General features: G+C 67.5%; 19 protein-coding genes. 7 read left to right on the top strand and 12 right to left on the bottom strand.

Annotated elements, in window-relative coordinates; genetic code table 11:
- Nucleotides 1-42: 42 nt before the first annotated feature.
- The 3 genes from C458_RS11610 to map form a co-directional block, all read right to left on the bottom strand.
- On the bottom strand, nt 43-978 hold the full coding sequence (locus C458_RS11610) for a cation diffusion facilitator family transporter (RefSeq protein WP_008575908.1): 936 nt from the start codon (nt 976-978) through the stop codon (nt 43-45).
- Between the two features lie 81 nt (nt 979-1,059).
- A complete protein-coding gene (locus C458_RS11605; RefSeq protein ID WP_008575907.1) occupies nt 1,060-1,626 on the bottom strand; it encodes an HIT domain-containing protein in 567 nt (188 codons plus the stop codon).
- 92 nt (nt 1,627-1,718) lie between these two features.
- On the bottom strand, nt 1,719-2,609 hold the full coding sequence (gene map / locus C458_RS11600; RefSeq protein WP_049896873.1) for a type II methionyl aminopeptidase: 891 nt from the start codon (nt 2,607-2,609) through the stop codon (nt 1,719-1,721).
- Nucleotides 2,610-2,792: 183 nt separating this feature from the next.
- On the opposite strand from map, the gene C458_RS11595 reads away from it, so the two are divergent.
- A complete protein-coding gene (locus tag C458_RS11595) occupies nt 2,793-3,494 on the top strand; it encodes a metallophosphoesterase family protein (protein WP_008575905.1) in 702 nt (233 codons plus the stop codon).
- Nucleotides 3,495-3,637: 143 nt separating this feature from the next.
- A complete protein-coding gene (gene ppk1, locus C458_RS11590) occupies nt 3,638-5,896 on the top strand; it encodes a polyphosphate kinase 1 (protein WP_008575904.1) in 2,259 nt (752 codons plus the stop codon).
- Between the two features lie 15 nt (nt 5,897-5,911).
- Here ppk1 and C458_RS11585 read toward each other — a convergent pair whose 3' ends face one another.
- From C458_RS11585 to C458_RS11575, 3 genes are read right to left on the bottom strand one after another with little or no spacing between them, the layout of a single operon-like run.
- Nucleotides 5,912-6,172 (bottom strand): lipoyl domain-containing protein, encoded by a 261-nt coding sequence (locus C458_RS11585; RefSeq protein WP_008575903.1) that lies wholly within the window; start codon nt 6,170-6,172, stop codon nt 5,912-5,914.
- Nucleotides 6,173-6,203: 31 nt separating this feature from the next.
- Complete coding sequence (locus C458_RS11580) at nt 6,204-7,244, bottom strand: alpha-ketoacid dehydrogenase subunit beta (protein ID WP_008575902.1); 1,041 nt, start codon at nt 7,242-7,244, stop codon at nt 6,204-6,206.
- Nucleotides 7,244-8,278 (bottom strand): thiamine pyrophosphate-dependent dehydrogenase E1 component subunit alpha, encoded by a 1,035-nt coding sequence (locus C458_RS11575; RefSeq protein ID WP_008575900.1) that lies wholly within the window; start codon nt 8,276-8,278, stop codon nt 7,244-7,246. Before C458_RS11575 ends, C458_RS11580 begins: the two co-directional genes overlap by 1 nt.
- Nucleotides 8,279-8,444: 166 nt before the next feature.
- On the opposite strand from C458_RS11575, the gene C458_RS11570 reads away from it, so the two are divergent.
- The 3 genes from C458_RS11570 (at nt 8,445) to C458_RS11560 (ending at nt 11,776) form a co-directional block, all read left to right on the top strand.
- Nucleotides 8,445-9,086, top strand: coding sequence for a dienelactone hydrolase family protein (locus C458_RS11570; RefSeq protein ID WP_008575898.1), 642 nt, complete (start codon nt 8,445-8,447; stop codon nt 9,084-9,086).
- A gap of 131 nt (nt 9,087-9,217) precedes the next feature.
- Nucleotides 9,218-11,029 carry a formate/nitrite transporter family protein gene (locus tag C458_RS11565; RefSeq protein WP_008575896.1) on the top strand — a complete coding sequence of 604 codons (1,812 nt, stop codon included), beginning with the start codon at nt 9,218-9,220 and terminating at the stop codon, nt 11,027-11,029.
- Between the two features lie 114 nt (nt 11,030-11,143).
- Nucleotides 11,144-11,776, top strand: a complete 633-nt coding sequence (locus C458_RS11560) for a DsbA family protein (RefSeq protein ID WP_008575894.1) — start codon at nt 11,144-11,146, stop codon at nt 11,774-11,776.
- Between the two features lie 67 nt (nt 11,777-11,843).
- Here C458_RS11560 and C458_RS11555 read toward each other — a convergent pair whose 3' ends face one another.
- The 3 genes from C458_RS11555 to C458_RS11545 all read right to left on the bottom strand — a co-directional run bounded on the left by C458_RS11555 (nt 11,844) and on the right by C458_RS11545 (nt 14,424).
- A complete protein-coding gene (locus C458_RS11555; RefSeq protein ID WP_008575893.1) occupies nt 11,844-12,272 on the bottom strand; it encodes a hypothetical protein in 429 nt (142 codons plus the stop codon).
- A gap of 111 nt (nt 12,273-12,383) precedes the next feature.
- Nucleotides 12,384-13,319, bottom strand: coding sequence for an oxidoreductase (locus tag C458_RS11550; protein ID WP_008575891.1), 936 nt, complete (start codon nt 13,317-13,319; stop codon nt 12,384-12,386).
- An 85-nt stretch (nt 13,320-13,404) separates the two neighbouring features.
- Nucleotides 13,405-14,424 carry an isoaspartyl peptidase/L-asparaginase gene (locus C458_RS11545; protein ID WP_008575890.1) on the bottom strand — a complete coding sequence of 340 codons (1,020 nt, stop codon included), beginning with the start codon at nt 14,422-14,424 and terminating at the stop codon, nt 13,405-13,407.
- A 118-nt stretch (nt 14,425-14,542) separates the two neighbouring features.
- Here C458_RS11545 and icd point away from each other — a divergent pair, with 118 nt between their 5' ends.
- Nucleotides 14,543-15,802, top strand: a complete 1,260-nt coding sequence (gene icd, locus C458_RS11540) for an isocitrate dehydrogenase (NADP(+)) (RefSeq protein ID WP_008575888.1) — start codon at nt 14,543-14,545, stop codon at nt 15,800-15,802.
- Between the two features lie 51 nt (nt 15,803-15,853).
- Here icd and C458_RS11535 read toward each other — a convergent pair whose 3' ends face one another.
- The 3 genes from C458_RS11535 to C458_RS11525 all read right to left on the bottom strand — a co-directional run bounded on the left by C458_RS11535 (nt 15,854) and on the right by C458_RS11525 (nt 17,584).
- Complete coding sequence (locus C458_RS11535) at nt 15,854-16,309, bottom strand: hypothetical protein (protein ID WP_008575886.1); 456 nt, start codon at nt 16,307-16,309, stop codon at nt 15,854-15,856.
- Between the two features lie 183 nt (nt 16,310-16,492).
- Nucleotides 16,493-16,996 carry a hypothetical protein gene (locus tag C458_RS11530; RefSeq protein ID WP_008575884.1) on the bottom strand — a complete coding sequence of 168 codons (504 nt, stop codon included), beginning with the start codon at nt 16,994-16,996 and terminating at the stop codon, nt 16,493-16,495.
- A 243-nt stretch (nt 16,997-17,239) separates the two neighbouring features.
- Complete coding sequence (locus tag C458_RS11525; protein ID WP_008575881.1) at nt 17,240-17,584, bottom strand: cupin domain-containing protein; 345 nt, start codon at nt 17,582-17,584, stop codon at nt 17,240-17,242.
- Between the two features lie 140 nt (nt 17,585-17,724).
- Here C458_RS11525 and C458_RS11520 point away from each other — a divergent pair, with 140 nt between their 5' ends.
- Entirely contained in the window at nt 17,725-18,264 is a 540-nt protein-coding gene (locus C458_RS11520) for a DUF5817 domain-containing protein (RefSeq protein WP_008575879.1), read from the top strand.
- The last annotated feature ends 6 nt before the right edge of the window (nt 18,265-18,270 follow it).

Raw genomic sequence — 18,270 nt, 5'->3', positions numbered from 1 at the left:
CGTCAGCGGTCGTCAGCGGCCGTCAGTGGCAGTTAGTGGCCGTCAGCGGTCGTCGCCGCCGTCGGGCGAGAACATGGTGTAGCGCTCGGTCTCGTCGTCTTCCTTCCACTCGCCGAGTTCCTTCGGGTCGATGTGGACGAACACGTCGTCCACCTCGTCGATGTTCCGAATCGCCTGCACGACCCACGTCTCGATGTCGTGGGCCTCGGCAATCGTCATGTCGCCTTCCACCTCGATGTGGAGGCTCACGTCGATTTCGGGGCCGACGTAGTGGGCGACCACGTCGTGTGCGCCGTACACGTCGGGGTGCGACAGGGCGGTCTGGACGATGAGCGCCCGGAGGTACTCCGGCGGGGCGGCCCCGACGAGGTAGTTCACGTTGTCGCGGACGATTTCGTAGCCGGTGTAGACGATGCCGATGGAGACGACCATAGCGGCCAGCGGGTCCAAGATGGGGTAGCCGAACTGCCCGCCGACCACGCCGACGAGCGCCGCCCCGGCGGTGAGGATGTCGTTTCGGTTGTCGACGCCGGCGGCGACGAGCGCCGGCGAGTTCTGCTCGCGGCCGACCGAGTAGCAGTAGCGGTAGAGGACGTACTTGGCCGCCGCCGCGACGACGAGGACGACGACGCCGAGCGTCCCCGCGTCTCCGCCGTAGGTCCCCGCGAGGATGCTGGACGTGCTCCGCCAGAGAATCGCCCCGCCGGCGGCGAAGATGCCGACCGCGACGAAAAGCGAGATGAACGGCTCGATGCGCTCGTGGCCGTGGGGGTGTTCCCAGTCCGGCGGCTTCGTCGTCAGATAGAGGCCGCCGAGGATGATGGTGCTGTAGACAGCGTCCGCGAGGCTGTTGACCGCCTCGGACCCGAGGGCCAGGCTCCCGGTCGTCCACCACACGCCGGCCTTCCCGGCGACGAGAAGCACGTTCGCCGCGAGGACGACGAATCCGACCCGACGGATGGCCCGCTTTCGCTCCATTACCGTGGCTTTCGAGAGTGGGGTTCAAATGCGCTTCGGGCCGGAGCGGGCTATTAGACGCACTCGACGTGAGTTTTAGAGTCAGTCTAATTCGAAGCGAACCGCGTCGTCGTCGCCGTCGACGACCGCGCCGTCGAGGCCGGCGAACGCCTCGCGAAGCTGGTCGTAGGAGTCGTCGAGCGCCTGCACGAGCACTTTCGTGTCGGAGATGACCGGCATGAAGTTGGTGTCGCCGCTCCACCGCGGGACGACGTGGGTGTGGAGGTGGTCGTCGATGGAGCCGCCGGCGGCCGAGCCACCGAGGTTCTCGCCCGCGTTGCAGCCGTCGGGGTCGAAGGCGGCGTCCAACGCGGCGAGCGTCTTCGACTTGAGCCGCGCGTGGTCGAGGAGTTCCGCGTCCGAGAGGGCGGCGAACTCGCCGGTGTGGCGGTGCGGGATGACCATGACGTGGCCCGGCGCGTAGGGGTAGTTGTTCAGGAGGACGAACGAGTGCGGCGAGCGGGCGACGATTTTGCTCTCCCTGTCGTCGTCGCGCTCGGGGAGCGCACAGAAGGGACAGCGGTCGTCATCCGGGTCGTCGGCGTCGGCGTCTTGGTCGTCGTCGCGGGCGACCCACTCGATGCGCCACGGGGCGAACAGTTGGTCCATGGCGGCCCAATGGACCCGGACGTGCAAGCCGTTTCGGTCTCGGAGCGGTCGGTGCCGACCCCGAACCCGACGCCGACCCCGACTTCGTCCGATTACCGCGTCAGGTTCTCGTAGCCGTCTTCGGTGACGATGATGGTGTCTTCGGCCTGTCCGACCATCGCGCCGTCTTCCTCTTTCAGCACGGGGTAGCCGCGGAGGATACCCTGCTGTTCGAGCCGTCGGATGGCCATCTCGGAGCGGCCGCCCTCGAACCAGCGGGCGGCGAAGGGGAGCAGTTTGTACTCCTCGCGCACCTCGTCGAGCAGTTTTCGCGACATGCGGTCGCGGACCGAGCGGTCGTTGACGAGGCTGTAAATCTCGTTTTTCGACCCCTCGGTGACCTTGCCCGTGCCGTCGGTGGCGAACGGTTCGATGGCGACTACGTCACCGACTTCGAGTTCGACGCCGCGGTCCGCGCCGCGGTTCGGGATGGTCGGGTCGGTGTGGGCGTCCCACTGCTCGACGCCGTGGCCCGAGAGATTGAGGACGGGCGTGTAGCCGTAGCCGCGAATCACGTCCTCGATTTCCGCGCCGATTTTCCCGGTGTGCGCGCCCGCTTCGACCATGTCGAGGGCGGCGTCGAGCGCCTCCTCGGCGGACTCGACGAGCTCGTCGTTGCCCGAGAGGTCGACGGTCACCGCGGAGTCTGCGATGTAGCCGTCGACGTGGACGCCGACGTCGAGACAGACCATGTCCTCGCCGAACGCGGTATCGTCGTCGCGGCCGGGGCTGGCGTGCGACGCCTCCTCGTTGATACTGATGTTGACCGGGAACGCACAGCCATCAGCGAGTTCGCGGATGCGCGCTTCGGCGTGTTCAGCGACTTCGAGGTGGGTGACGCCGGGTTCGACCATCTCGGCCGACTCGTCCAACACCGTGCGGAGGACCTCCCCCGCCTCTCGATACTTCTCGACCGTCTCGTCGTCGAGGGGTCCGATACTCATGGCCGCGACTTCGCGGCCGCGCCGGAAAGCGATTGCGGGACGGCCGGCGACAGAGGGCGGGCCGTCGCCGGCGGCTCGCGCGGCGTGCGTGAGACACGCAGCCATGTCTATATAGCACAACAGTTCGAAACTAGCAACCCTTTCTTAGGTAGCCACCTTCAGACAGAGGAGAGAACGTTTCCAATGAGTGTCCCATCCTTCCACCCCGACGTCGCCGAGCAACACCTTCGAGTCGACATCGACGACTGGGACGACGTGTACGTCGTCGGCGACGTACACGGCTGTCTGCCGGCGCTCGAACGCCTCGTCGACCGGCTCGACCCCTCCGAGGACGACCTCGTCGTCTTCGTCGGCGACCTCGTGCGGAAGGGCCCCGACAGCAAGGGCGTCGTGGACTACGTCCGCGAGCGCGACAACTTTCTGACCGTCCGCGGCAACAACGAAGAAAAGCTCATCCGCGGCACGAAGGAGCTAGACGCGCTGACCGACGACGACCTCGAATGGATGTCGAACCTCCCGGTCGCCATCACGTGGGAGGACGCCATCGTCGTCCACGGCGGCATTCACCCCGAAAAGCCGCTCGACGAACACGACGTGGACGAACTCGAAAACACCCGGGCGATGAACCCCGGCGACAGCTACGACGGCCCCTTCTGGTTCGAGTACTACGAGGGGCCACAGCGCGTCTTCTTCGGCCACACCGTGATGGCCCACCCCGCCGTCTTCGAGCACGCGATGGGCCTCGACACGGGCGCGGTCTACGGCGGCGCGCTCACCGCCTACGACCTCCACGCCGACGAACTCGTCGCCGTCGACTCCGAGGTCACCCACGAGTCCCGCAAGGACTCGAAGATTCTCGAACCCCGCCAGCCCGCGCTGGTCTGAGCCACCGAGGCGACGGTAGCGGCGACGACGGAGGCGGCGAACTAAAGGTCGCCGCCGAACTGAACTCGCGGCCCTCGTACAGCAGGCGCGCCAGTTGGAGGCGGCGAACTAAAGGTCGCCGCCGAACCATCACCACGCAGCACATGTCCGACGACGAGGTTCGCGGCGGCGACTCGCAGGGCCGACAGGCCGGTCAGGGACAGACGACCGCGCCGGTCCGCGTTCGCGACCGCGACGACGACGAGTCGAATCCGGCCGACGCCGACCTCGCAGACCCCGCGCTGTATCTCAACCGCGAACTCAGCGAACTCGCCTTCCACGAGCGCGTCCTCCACGAGGCGAGAGACGACCGCAACCCGCTTTTCGAGCGCGTCAAGTTCCTCTCGATTCTCACCTCGAACCTCGACGAGTTCTTCATGAAGCGCGTCGGCGGCCTGAAACAGCAGATGGCCGCGGGCGTGAGCGAACTCTCCCCCGACGGCCGGACCCCGAGCCAGCAGTGGTCGCTCGTCCTCGACTGCGCCCGCGACCTGCTCGACCGGCAGTCCGACTGCTTCCACGACCTCGTTCGACCCGCGCTCACCGACGCCGGCATCGAAATCGTCGGCTACGACGACCTCGCGCCCGACGAGCGGGCGGCCCTCCGCGACTACTTCGAGGCGTCGGTCCTGCCGACGCTGACGCCCCTGACGTTCGAGCCGGCCCATCCGTTTCCGTTCATTTCGAACCTCTCGCTGTCGCTCGCGGTCCGCACGACCGAGGGCGACGACGAGCCGACGAAGTTCTCGCGGGTCAAGGTTCCCGGCAACCGCCCGCGACTCGTCAACGTGGACGAGCGCGTCGCCGGTGCGGATGGCGCAAGCGATTCCAACACCGCATCTGCGTCCGCCGCCTCCGCCCCCGTCAGATACGTCCCGCTCGTGGCCGTCATCGAGCGCAACATCGACCTGCTGTTCCCGAACGTCGAGGTCGTCGACACCTCCGCGTTCAGGGTGACGCGGAACGCCGAGGTCCGCCGCAACGAGGAGGTCGCAGAGGGCCTCATCGCCATGATAGAGGACGTGCTCCGCCAGCGCCGATTCGCCACGGTGGTCCGCTTGGAGGTCCAGTCGGGCACGCCCGAGGCCGTCCGCGACCTGCTCGCGGAACAGCTCGGCGTGGACGACCGCGAGGTGTTCGAGCGCGACCTGCCGCTGGACTACGGCGCGCTCGCGTCGCTTTTCGACCTCGACCGGCCGGAACTCGAAGTCGCGCCGTGGACGCCCCAGCCCCACCCGCGGTTCGCCGGTCGCTCCGCCGACGACCCCGACTCGGTGTTCACCGAAATCGCTCGGAAGGACGTGCTCGTCCACCACCCGTACCACTCGTTTACGGGCACGGTGGGGACGTTCCTCGCGGCCGCCGCGGCCGACCCCGACGTGCTGGCCATCAAAGCCACCATCTACCGGACCGCGCCGGACTCCGAGGTCATCGAGACGCTCATCGAGGCCGCCAAGAACGGCAAGCAGGTCGCGGTGATGGTCGAACTCAAAGCGCGGTTCGACGAGGAGAACAACCTCCGGTGGGTCCGCCGCCTCGAAGAGGAGGGCATCCACGTCGCCTACGGCACCATCGGGCTCAAGACCCACTCGAAGACGGCGCTCGTCGTCCGCGAGGAGGACGACGAGGTGCGACTGTACTCCCACGTCGCCACCGGCAACTACCACTCTCAGACGGCGAAGCTCTACACCGACCTCGGGCTGTTCACGGCCGACCCCGACATCGGCCACGACCTCGTGCGCCTGTTCAACTTCTTCACCGGCCACTCGCGGCAGGAGGCGTACCGGAAACTGCTGGTCGCGCCGACGAACCTCCGCGAGGAGATGACCCGACTCGTCCGCCGGGAGGCCGACCACGCCCGCGCCGGCCGCGAGGCCCGCATCGTCGCCAAGATGAACGCCCTCGAAGACCCCGCGATGGTCCGCGAACTGTACGAGGCGTCGATGGCCGGCGTCGATATCGACCTCGTGGTCCGCGGCATCTGCCGGCTCAGTCCCGGCATCGAGGGGCTGTCGGAGAACATCTCCGTCTCGAGCGTCGTCGGTCGGTTCCTCGAACACTCGCGCATCTTCTACTTCGAAAACGCGGGCGACCCGGACTACTACGTCGGCTCCGCCGACTGGATGACCCGCAACCTCGACCGCCGGGTCGAGGCCGTCGCGCCCGTCGAAGACCCCGAACACCGCGCGGAACTCGACGCCGTCCTCGACGCGCTCCTGTCGGACAACCGCCGGCGCTGGGTGATGGACAGCGACGGCCGGTACGAACAGCGCCGACCCGGTGACGGCGAACCGGTTCGCGAGGCTCACCGAGAGCTGATGGACCGGGCGCTCGGCGCGGCGTACCGCGCGAGCGACGACTGACGAAAAAAGACCGGTTCAGGCGCTCGGTTGCACCCGCGCGAGCACGTCGCCGCGGGCGAAGTCGTCGCCTTCTGCCACGACTATCTCCGCGACCGTCCCCGTCGTCGGCGCGGCCACGTCGATGCTCACCTTCTCGACCTGTATCTCGCAGAGCGTCTCGCCCGCGTCGACCGCCGAGCCCTCGCGGACGAACCAGTTGGCGAGGTAGCCCTCGGCCACGTCGTCGGCGTCGTCGGGCCACGAGTCCGCCGAGTTCACGTCCACGGCGTCCGTCATGCGCGACCCCCGTTTGGTTCCGACTCGCCCGTCATTCGTGGAGTTCGCGGACGGCCGCCGCGATGTCGTCGGTGCCGGGGTTGACTTCGTCTTCCAGCGAGCGGGCGTAGGGAATCGGCACGTCCGGGATGGCGAGGCGCTTGACGGCCGAGAGGTCGTCCAGCGCGCCTTCCGCCGCCCGGGCGATGATTTCGCCCGTCACGCCGAACGACTGGTAATCCTCGTCCACGACGAGGAGTTTGCCGGTCTTGCGGACCGAGTCGAGCACCGTCTCGGTGTCGAGGGGGACGAGCGTCCGGAGGTCGACGACCTCGGCGTCGATGCCGTCGTCGTCGAGCTGTTCTGCGGCCTCCATCGCCCGGTGGACGTGCAGGCCGAGAGTGACGACGGTCACGTCGTCGCCGGGGCGCTTCACGTCGGCCTCGCCGAACGGAATCGCGTAGTCCTCCTCGGGGACGCCGGTCTTCGGGCCCGAGGGCGACGGCATCCAGCCGAGACCCATCAGGCGCTTGTGGAACATGTAGACGACCGGGTCGTCGTCGCGGATGGCGCTGTGCATCAGCCCCTTGGCGTCGTAGGCCGTCGAGGGGACGACGACTTTCATCCCCGGCAGGTGGGCGAAGGTCCCGTAGAGCGTCTGGGAGTGCTGGGCGGCGTCGTTGTAGGTGCCGCCGACGGCCGTGGTCAGCACCATCGGGACCGAAAAGGACCCGCCGCTCATGTAGGTGTTCTTCGCCATGTTGTTGTAGATCTGGTCCATGGCGACGCCGAAGAAGTCGACGAACATCAGTTCGGCAATCGGGCGCATGCCGGCCTGTGCGGCCCCGACGGCCGCGCCGAGGTAGGCCGTCTCGCTGATGGGTACGTCCATCACGCGGTCGCGGCCGAACTCGTCCAAGAGGCCGGTCGTACTGGAGAAGATGCCGCCGTAGTCGGCCACGTCCTCGCCCATGTAGAACACGTCGTCGTTCTCGCGCATCTCCCACGCGATGGCCTCGACCATCGCCCGGCTCATGGTTAGTTCGCGGTCCGTCTCGGTCGCTTCCGTGTAGTCTCGTGATTCGGTCGCCATCAGTTGTCACCTCCCGTCTCGTCGGCGTCACCCGGCGCGTCTGCCGCGGCCCCGCCGTCCGTCGCCGCCTGCGCCGGCGGGGTCGTGAACACGTTCTCGTACGCCTCCTCCGGGTCTGGTTCGGGCTGTTCTTTCGCCCACGAAATCGCCGCCTCGACCCGCTCGTGGGCGCGCTCCCGCATCTCGTCGATGTCGTCGTCGGTGACGCCGTGCGAGCGGAGGTCCGCGGCGAGTCGCTCGATGGAGTCGCGCTGTTTCGCGCGGTCGATGTCGGCCTCGGGGCGATACCCCTCCGCGTCGCCCATGAAGTGGCCCATCCGGCGGTGGACCTGCACCTCGATGAGCGTCGGCCCGTTGCCGTCGCGGGCGCGCATCACGGCCTCGCCCGCGGCCTCGTACACCGCCATCGCGTCGTCGGAGTCGACGCGGACGCCCGGCAGGTCGAAGCCGTCGGCGCGCTGTGCGCCGTTCCGAACGTCGGTCACGCGGTCTTTCGGCATGCTGATGGCCCAGTCGTTGTCCTCGACGACGAAGACGACCGGGAGGTCGTGGACCGCCGCGAGGTTCAGCGATTCGAGGAAGCCGCCCTGGTCGATAGCGCCCTCGCCGAGGAAGGCGACGGCCACGGCGTCCGTGTTCCGCTTTTTCGCCGCCATCGCCGCGCCGACCGCCGGGGGACAGCCCTGCGCGATGATGCCCGAACACGCGAAGTTCACGTCGGGGTCGAACAGGTGCATGTGGCCGCCCTTCCCGCGGCACAGCCCCGTCTTCCGCCCGAAAATCTCGGCCGTCATGCGCTCGAGGTCGACGCCCTTCGCGATGGCGATGTGGTGCGGCCGGTGCGGCGCGGTCACCGTGTCGTCGTCGCGGAGGTGGATACACACGCCCGCCCCGGACGCCTCGTGGCCGGCCGCGAGGTGCAGTTCGCCGGGAATCGGCCCCGCCGAGATGTCGAACGCCGGCTGTTTGCCGACGAGGTACTCGTCTACCAGTCGCTCCTCGTACTGTCGAGCGGTCACCATCTGCTCGTACATCGTCCGTAGGTCGGTAACACTTACCATGGTTGGCGTTCGGGTGTACTCCCGAGAATCTATTAACATTAATTGTGTAAGTCATGACCATCAGAACGAGCGGACTGCGAATTCACGCGAATCGACGGGTCGAGACAGGCCTAAGCCGCAGTCCGACGTACCGTTTCGCATGAGCGACACGACGCCGAATCTCGTCTCGATACCCGTCGGCGACGCGGTGCTGGAGGGCGACCTTCGGATTCCGGACGGCGCGTCGGGGCTCGTGGTGTTCGCCCACGGGAGCGGCAGCAGTCGGCACAGCCCGCGGAACAACTCCGTCGCCGAGGTCATCCGCGACCGCGGGGTCGGGACGCTCCCGTTCGACCTGCTCACCGAGGAAGAAGACGAGACGTACGAGACGCGGTTCGACATCCCGCTTCTGACCGAGCGACTGCTCGGCGCGACCGAGTGGCTCCGCGGCCGCGACGACACCGCCGGCCTCGACTACGGCTACTTCGGGTCGAGCACCGGCGCGGCGGCGGCGCTCCTCGCGGCGGCCGACCTCGGTGACGACGCGGGCGCGGTCGTCTCCCGCGGCGGGCGCGTCGACCTCGCGGAGTCGCGACTCGGTGACGTGACCGCGCCGACGCTGTTCGTCGTCGGCGGCGCCGACGAGCCGGTGTTGAGTCTGAACCGCGACGCGTTCGCGGAACTCGACTGCGAGAAGCCGCTGGAAGTCGTCGACGGCGCGGGCCACCTGTTCGAGGGGCCGGGCGAACTCGACGCGGTGGCCGGCCTCGCCGCCGACTGGTTCGGGACGCACCTCGGGTGAGCGCGTCGCTCACCGGTGTCGGAATCGCGGCCGCAGAGCATAGATGACTGCCCATCTCCGACGCGGCCGAACTGTTGCAGACGGCCTGAACCGGTACGTTTAGAACGGTTTGTTCGAAAACCACCGCACCAATGACAGACTCCGAGTCGACGGAGCTCGACGAATCCGTTCGCGAGGCCGTCGAACGGTCACGAAGCGGTGCGCCGGCGGTCGGTTCCGTGGTTCGCGACCGGTTTTCGTCCGACGAGGTGTTCCAGCGCATCGTCGCGGCCGCGGACGAGGAGATAACCTCCGGCGCGCGGGAGCTGTTCTTCAGTGCCCTCGCCGCGGGCTTCGCGATTACGATTACGTTCCTCCTCTACGTCTCGATGAAAGCGTCCACCGGCGGCGACCCGGTGTTAAGCGCGATGCTCTATCCGCTCGGGTTCATCTACATCATCATCGGGGGCTATCAGCTCTACACCGAGAACACGCTCCCGCCGGTCGCGCTGACGCTGGAGCGGCTGGCCAGTATCCCCGCGCTCTTGCGTAACTGGGTCGTCGTCCTCGCGGGGAACCTCTTCGGCGGGACGCTCGGTGCGGCCGCCCTCGCCTTCGGCGGCGTTCTCTCGCCGGAGGCCGCGAACGCGGCGCTCGAACTCGCTCAGAAAGGCGTCGAGACGCCGTGGTGGAGTCTCTTCTTCAAGGCCGCGTTCGCCGGCCTCATCGTCGCCGGCGTCGTCTGGGTCACCTTCGCCGCCCGCGACACCATCTCTCGTCTCGCCGTCGTCTACCTCGCGTTCCTCGCGGTTCCGCTGGGCGGGCTCTTCCACGTCGTCGTCTCCTACACCGAGATGGTCTACCTCGTGATGAACGGCCAGTTGGCGTTCCTCGTCGGACTGACCGAGTTCGTCATCCCCGTGCTGTTGGGCAACACCTTCGGCGGCGTCGTCCTCGTCACCGTCGTCAACTACTTCCAGACGACGGAAAACCGGTTAGAATCCGCTCGTTTCGAGGGGGCGAAACGACAGCTTTCGATTCGTGAGTGGGCGCTGGGCGGACTCGCCGGTCGGTCGTACGTCCCGCTCATCGAGACCGAAGAGGGAACCGACGACCACACGGACTCCTACCGGGTCGTCGTCCCCATCTCGAACCCGCGGACCGAGTCGCACGTCGTCGAACTCGCCTGCGCGCTCGCGAAGTCGAAAGAAGACGCCGTCGTCGATATCGTCCACGTGGTGCAAGTTCCCTCGCGCGTCTCGCAACGCTACGGTGCCGCACAGAACCAACGGATTATCGCACACTCCAACGAACAGCTCGAAGACGCCCGCGAACGCGTCGCCGGCTACGACATCGAAGCCCGGACGTCGACGGTCGTCTCACACCGCTCGTTCGAGGAGATATTCACCGTCGCCAGCCGCAAGGACGCCGACCTCGTCGTCATGGGCTGGAGCAACGACCGAATCTGGTCGGGAGGGCGTGCAGAACGGACGATGAGCGAGTTGACGAGTCGCTTGCCCTGTGATTTCCTCGTCCTCAACGACCGGAACTACGACACCAGTCGACTCCTCTTGCCGACTGTCGAGAGTCCCCACTCGGCGCTCAGCGCCGAGGTCGCGAAATCCCTCCGCTCGGTCGTCGGGTCGGAGGTGACGCTCCTCCACGTCGTCAACGGTCCGGACGAGCGCGAACGGGGCGAGGCGTTCCTGTCCGACTGGGCGACCGAACACGACCTTCAGGACGCGACGCGGATCGTCGACGACACCGGCGACATCGAACGAGCCATCGCTGACCGGGCCGACAGCCACTCGATGGTGCTGATGGGCGCGACCGAACGGGGTCTCCTCACTCGACTTCTGACCGACTCGTTGCACCTCGACGTGGTCAACGACACCGACCACGCGGTTCTCTTGGTGGAGCGCGCCACCGAACGAAGCCTCAGACAGCGTCTGTTCGGACGCTGAGTCGGTCGACTTCTCTCCTCGCGGGCGCTTCCGCCCTGCTCTCAGTCGCGACGGTATCCGAACGTGTCGCCGGCGACCGCGCCGCTTTTGTAACCGTAGGAGAGACAAATACGTATGAGTTCAGACGCCGATCAGGCGATAACGGTCTACTCGGACTACGTGTGTCCCTTCTGTTATCTCGGAAGACAGTCCCTCTCGCAGTATCAAGAGACGAGAGACGAGGAACTCGATATCGACTGGCACCCGTTCGACCTGCGGAGTCAGAAGCGCCGCCCCGACGGAAGCATCGACTTCTCGGTCGACGACGGCAAAGACGAAGACTACTACGAGCAAGCGAGGCAGGGCGTCCGCCGGTTACAAGAGCAGTACGGCGTCGAGATGACGCTTGACCTCGGAACCGACGTTGACTCGCTGCCGGCGCAGATCGTCTCGTACTACCTGAAGGGACACGCCGACTACGAGACGTGGCTCGCGTTCGACGAGTCGGTCTTCGAGGCGCTCTGGCAGGACGGCAAAGACATCGGCGACGAGGCGGTGCTCGTCGAACTCGCCGAATCGGCGGGCATCGACGGCGAGGAAGTCGCGTCCGCGCTCGACGACGAAACGCTTCGGGCCGAAGTGCGCGAACGATTCAGCGAGGCCCAGCAGCACGGCGTCACCGGCGTCCCAACGTTCGCGTACGAGGGCTACGCCGCGCGAGGAGCGGTGCCGCCGGAGCAGCTAGAGCGACTCGTCGAGGGAGTGTAGACACCGAACGCGCGACGAACGGGACCGACGGCGCTCGAAGAGTCGTCGCGCCCGCCGGCGAGTCGATTCACCCGGCGGTGGTCGTTTCGAGCATCCGGCGGAGCGCGACTTCCATCTCCTCGAACTCCGAGAGTTCGAGTTCGTCGGTGGTGACGATGACGCCGCGGTCGCCGCCCACGACGCGGCCGACGAAGCCGTCCGAGAAGACGCGGAGCGTGAACTCGTACTCGCCGAAGTCGGTGGTCGCAACGCTCCCGTCGGCGTTGTAGGTCTCTCGCGGGCCGAATCCGGTGCGCTCGCTCTCGACGAGTTCGGATGTGGCGGCGCGCGCCGCGGCCTCGTCGCCGCCGTAGAGGTCCCGTCGGACGTACAGCACGTCGAAGTCGTCGCGGGTGAAGTGAACGACGCTCCGCAGGGAGTCCCCGAGGGTCGTTCGGCAGGTGGAGACGATTGCGTCGGCGACGCCCCCGGTGATTGTCGGCGTTGATTCGGTCACGGGCGTAGATAGCACGCCGCAGTATTTGGCCGTCTCGCCTCCCGGTACGGCCGATGCCACCGCCCTCTCACGACCGTCCCGCCCCTCCCGCTCGTCCGAGGCGGCTCGTGGTCAGGCCAGTCGGAACCGCGTGTCGGTGAGTTCCTCCGACACGTCCCAGAGCCGGGCGGCGGTCTCGGGGTCTCTGGCGCGGTCGCTCGGCTCCGCGATGCCGGGGGTGCCGCGCATGCCGAACAGCCCCTGCGGGCCGACGTACTCCCCGCTTTCGACGGCCGGCGAGGTCGCGGCGTACAGGAGCGGGAGCGCGCCCATCGCGGCCGATTGGGCGAATATCGCGTTACCGAGCTTGCTCAGCCAGTACCGGAGCGTCGACCCGGACGCCTCGGGGCCGCGGAACTGGAGGTTCGTGGCCGCGTATCCGGGGTGCGCGCCCACGCTCAGCACGTCGTCGATGCCCGCGGCGGTCAGCCGGCGGTCGAGTTCGAACGCGAAAAGCAGGTTCGAGAGCTTGCTCTGGGCGTAGGCGTCCCACTCGTCGTAGTCGCGTTCGCCTTGCAGGTCGTCGAACTCCATCCGGCCGCGCTCGTGGAGGCCGCTCGACATCGTGACGAGCCGCGTCTCGCCGGGCGTGTCGCGGAGCGTCGGGAACAGACGGGCGCTCAGGGCGAAGTGGCCGAGGTGGTTGACGCCGAACTGCGTCTCGAAGCCCTGTGCGGTCTCCCGCCGGGGAATCACCATCACGCCGGCATTGTTGCAGAGGACGTGCAGCGACCCGTGTTCGGCGGCGAACTCGTCTGCGAACCGGCGGACCGAGTCGAGGTCTGCGAGGTCGAGTTCCGAGAGCGTCAGCGAGGCCGCCGGCACCGAGCCGCGGATGTCGGTCATCGCGTCCGCGCCGCGGTCGAGGCTTCGGCAGGCCATGACGACGTGCGCGCCCTTCTCGGCGAAGGCGCGCGTCGCCTCGAAGCCGAGACCGCTGTTCGCGCCGGTGACGACGACGGTCTTCCCGGAGAGGTCGGGAACGTCGGCAGCGGTCCAATCGCTCATGAGAGCTTCAACGGCCTGAATCGAGTAAACCGTGGCGGCGACGGTCAGCGCGACCGGAACGCGGTCACCGTCGGCCGCGACGACCTCAGTTCGACGCGGTGCTGGTCTGCATTCCGTCGGAGTTGTACGCCGAGCCGAAGCCCTCGTCGTCGAGGAGGATGATGCCCGCCGACGACCCGGTGAGTTCACCGAACTCCGCGATGGCGAGGTCGGCCGCGGTCTGGGCGTCGCAGCCGCGTTCGAGGTGGCCGACGGCGCGGCGGGCGAGCGTCACGCGAGCGATGTCTTCGCCCGCTCCCGTGGTCGACGCGCCGCCGGCCGGGGAGGCGTAGAAGCCCGAGCCGATTTGCGGCACGTCGCCGACGCGACCGGCGAGAGCGAACCAGCGGCCGCCGGTCGAGGTCGCGGAGGCGAACGTCTCGCCGTCGGTGGCGACCGCCCCGACCGTGTCGTGGCCGGGAAGGCGAACATCGTGAGCCGAGCGGTCACTGCTTGCCGAGGTCTCCTCGGAATTGTCGTGGCCGGGAAGGCGAACATCGTGAGCCGAGCGGTCACTGCTTGCTGAGGTCTCCTCGCGGGCCGGCAGATAACCGTCGCCCGCCTCGGCCGTCGGGTCGCTCGTGCTACCGCCGAATCGGTCGGCCAGCCACGCGAGGTGTTCGCCGGGCGACCCCTCGGGCGCGTCCGCGTTCGCCCAGCGCTCGCGGGTCTCGTCGGTGAAGAGGTCGACGCCGGTCTCGACGCCCGCGTCGGCGGCGAACTCGACCGCCGGCTCACCGCTCAGGAGGACGTGCGGCGTCTCTTCGAGGACCGCTCGCGCGACGGAGACGGCGTGTTCGACGCCCTCCATGCCGGCGGCCGCGCCGGCGCGTCGGTCGCTCAGCATGACGCCCGCGTCGGTGCGGACGACGCCGTCGGACTGGACTGCGCCGCCGACGCCGGCGTTGAACCGGCGGTCCGATTCGAGGACGCGGACCGCGGTCTCGACCGCCGAAAGCGGGTCGGACTCGCTCGCGCCCGCGTCGGCCGCGTCGTCCAAGACGGCCTGTCTGGGCTCCGGTTCGCCGGGGATGCCGCCGGCCCCGCCGTGAAGGATAATTCGCATACGCGAGTGTCTCCCGAGCGCGGGTGTAAACGTATCGACCGCCGAACGGAGCGATAGTTGCAGTTCGCCGTCGATAACGGCAGGACTTTTACACCGCACTGGAAAACCCAAAATGTTCATGAGCTACGACCAGATTGAGGTTCCGGACGACGGCGAGAAAATCACGGTCGACGAGGAGACGGGCGAGCTCTCCGTCCCCGACAATCCGATTATTCCGATCATCCACGGCGACGGAATCGGAACGGACGTCGGCCCCGCCGCACAGAAGGTCCTCGACGCCGCCGCCGAGGCGACCGGCCGCTCTGTCTCTTGGATGCGCGTCTACGCCGGTTCGTCCGCCCGCGACAAGTACGACGAGAATCTCCCGGAAGACACGGTAAGCGCCATTCGCAACCACCGCGTCGCAATCAAGGGCCCGCTCACGACGCCCGTCGGCGCCGGCTTCCGCTCGCTCAACGTCGCGCTCCGTAAGAAGCTCGACCTGTACGCGAACGTCCGCCCGACCTACCACCTCGACGGCGTCCCGTCGCCCGTGAAGAACCCCTCGGCGATGGATATGGTCACGTTCCGCGAGAACACCGAAGACGTCTACGCCGGCATCGAGTGGGAAGCCGGCACCGACGAGGTCCAGCAGGTCAAGGAGTTCGTCGAAGAGGAGATGGGCGCGGACGACGTCATCCACGACGGCCCCGTCGGCATCGGCATCAAGCCCATCACCGAGTTCGGGACGAAGCGCCTCGTCCGCGAGGCCATCGAGTACGCCCTCGAAAACGACCGCGACTCCGTGACCCTCGTCCACAAGGGTAACATCATGAAGTTCACCGAGGGAGCGTTCCGCGACTGGGGCTACGAACTCGCAGCAGAGGAGTTCGGAGACGTCACCATCACGGAAGACGAGCTCTGGGAGGAGTACGACGGCGAGAAGCCCGAGGACAAGGTCGTCGTCAAGGACCGCATCGCGGACAACATGCTCCAGCAGCTCCTGACCCGCACCGCCGACTACGACGTCATCGCCACGATGAACCTCAACGGCGACTACATGTCCGACGCCGCCGGCGCGCAGATTGGCGGCCTCGGCATCGCCCCCGGTGCGAACTTCGGTGAGGGCCTCTGTCTCGCAGAGCCCGTCCACGGCTCCGCGCCCAAGTACGCCGGCGAAGACAAGGTCAACCCGACCGCGATGATTCTCTCCGGCCGTCTCATGTTCGAGTACATGGGCTGGAAGGACGCCGGTAAGCTCATCCGCGACGCCGTCGAGAAGACCATCTCGGACGGCGACGTGACCTACGACCTCGAACGCCAGATCGAGGGCGGCAACAAGCTCGCCACGAGCGAGTACGCCGACAAGGTCGTCGAGAACATTCAGGAACTCGCGTAAGCGAACACACCACTTCTCTCGCGGCACCGACGCCGCAGTTTTTCGCGCCGACTACAGTCGATTCGGGTCCCGCCAGCGACGAATCCGGTTCCACAGCGGTCTGACGACGCCGAAGACGACCGCGCCGGCGGTGTCGGCGACGATATCGACGGCCGTGTCTTCCAGGTAGACCGAGCGGGGCCACTCGACCCAAAAGCCGGTGAAGAGCCGCTCGTACACCTCGAACCACGTCCCGATTGCGGCGACGGCCATCGGGAGGACGACGAGGAGCGCGAGCCGCGAGTGGAGCAGACGGGGATTGAGGACGTAGAGAATCGCCGCGACGCCGAACCCGGAGGCGGCGTGGACGAGAATGTCCCACCACCAGATGCGCGTGTAGAGAAACAGCGCCATGCTCGTGAAGTGCGTCACGGTGACGACGCTCCCGAACACGGCGACGGCAGCCATCTCTCGGGGGCGTTCTTCCCAGCCGGCCAACACCGTCTCGTTCAAGGTTCGTCTCAGCATGCGCGGGTCGGTAGACGGGGCGGTAGGCGGGGCGGGTCGACTGCGGTGGCGGGGTGCTGTGCCGTATCTCCTGCGAGCGGACGCATAGACGAGAGATAGGACATCATCGATATGTACGTTATCTCGACGGAGCAACACGTTTGGGGTTAAATTAACCCCGCCGACGGGAGCACCGCAGTCGAGTCAGCGGTTCGAGCGGCGGTCGTCGTCCGGCGACTCGCCGCCGTCCGAGCGGACGTGAGTTGAGCGCGGCGGCGAGTCGCCGCGGCGGGCGTCCGCCTGCCCTCGCGACCAGAAGATACCTTCGACGAAGGCGAAAAAGCCGAGGCCGCCGGCCACGTTGACCACGAGGTCTATCGCGGTGTCTTCGGCGTAGTAGGCCATCGACCAGCCCCACCAGAAGTCCTTGAACAGGTACTCGTACACTTCGAATCCCGCGCCGATGGCGAGGAGGGTGGCCGCGACGACCGCCGGGGCGCGAGGGCCGCGGAACGTCTGCGGGAACACGAGGAACAACACGCCCGCGACGCCGAAGCCCGAAAGGGAGTGGGTGAGCACGTCCCACCACCAGATGCGCGTGTAGATGTCGTACGCGAGCCCACCGAAGTGGAGCGCGCTGACGACCGCGGCCCAGACGCCGACGAACGCCCACAGCCACGGCTCTCGCGCGAGCTTCGAGTGGCTCATCGTTGCCCGCTGCTCGACGTGCTGACCGGGGTGTTCGGCGCGCCGTACGCTGTCCATGATGAGAGTACGCGTGGGGAGGGCATAGTTAGGGACTACCGTCTACTGAGTGATGACACGGGGTTGATAAATGCTTTCTCCTTACACGTCGTGGCTGAGCCGACCCAAGCCACTCGTTCGAGAGGCTCCAAACCCCCGAAACGCACCGCACGGAGAGTTTAGTCCGGGTGGCGGTTCGCGCTCGGTTCAGTCCAGCCACGGCGGGTTGGCCCGCGGCGGCGAGAACACGTCGATGCCGACGACGGTCTCGTCGCCGCGGTTCTCCGCGCCGTGGGGTTCGCCGCCCGCGAGCGAGTAGGAATCACCGGGGCCGACGACGAGTTCCTCGCGGTCGTCGCCGACGAGGAACGTCAGTTCGCCGGCGACGATGTAGCCGACCTGCTCGTGGGGGTGGTCGTGAACCGGGACCGTCGCGCCGGGTTCGATGCGGAAGTGTTGGACGTTCATCTCCTCGCCGCCCGCGAGGAGCGAGAGGAACACGTTGTCGGCCGCCTCGGCGGACGGCGCGTCGTCGACAGAAACTCGGTCCATGATGACACGCCACGGGGAGCGAAGATAAATCCGCCGGGGAGACGCCGCCGGGGAGACTCCGCGGGGGTCGGCACCGCGTCGGGGTCCGCGGTCGCTCGTGCTCCCGAACGTTCAAATCCGCCGCCGCGGAACACCGACGTATGTACGCGGTCGTGGGGTGTACGGACTGCGCGAACATGTGGCTGCTTTCGGACCCCGACGGGTCGAAGACGGCGACGTGTCCGCGGTGCGGCAGGCGACACCAGACGAAGAAGCTCCGGCGCTTCTTCGAGTCCGACGACAGGGACGCCGCGCGACAGGCGCGGTCGGCGCTGTTGGCGAAGAAACACGGCGACAGCGAGGCGTTCGCACAGGTCGAACACGTCTCGGAACTCGACCGGCGAGTCGAGGAGTCGGGCATCGACGACCGGGAGTACCTCGAAGGCTCGGGGCTCGACGCCGACGAGGTGTTCGAGGCGGGCGAGGCCGCCGCGCGGGGGCGAGACTCGTCGTCGGGGTCGCCCGACCGCCTGACGGTCGTCCGCGAGGCGATACGGGACGGCGACCGGCCGACCGAAGCGGAAATCGTCGCGGCCGCGGTCGAACGGGGCGTTCCCGAGGACCGCGCCCGCGACCTGCTCGACAAACTCCGGCGGCGCGGCGAGGTGTCGGAGTCGCGGGGGCGACACCGACTGGTCTGAGATTCG

It is taken from the genome of Haloferax sp. ATCC BAA-644, assembly GCF_000336975.1.
Lineage (GTDB): Archaea > Halobacteriota > Halobacteria > Halobacteriales > Haloferacaceae > Haloferax > Haloferax volcanii.
This window is presented reverse-complemented; position numbering and strand designations above follow the sequence as displayed.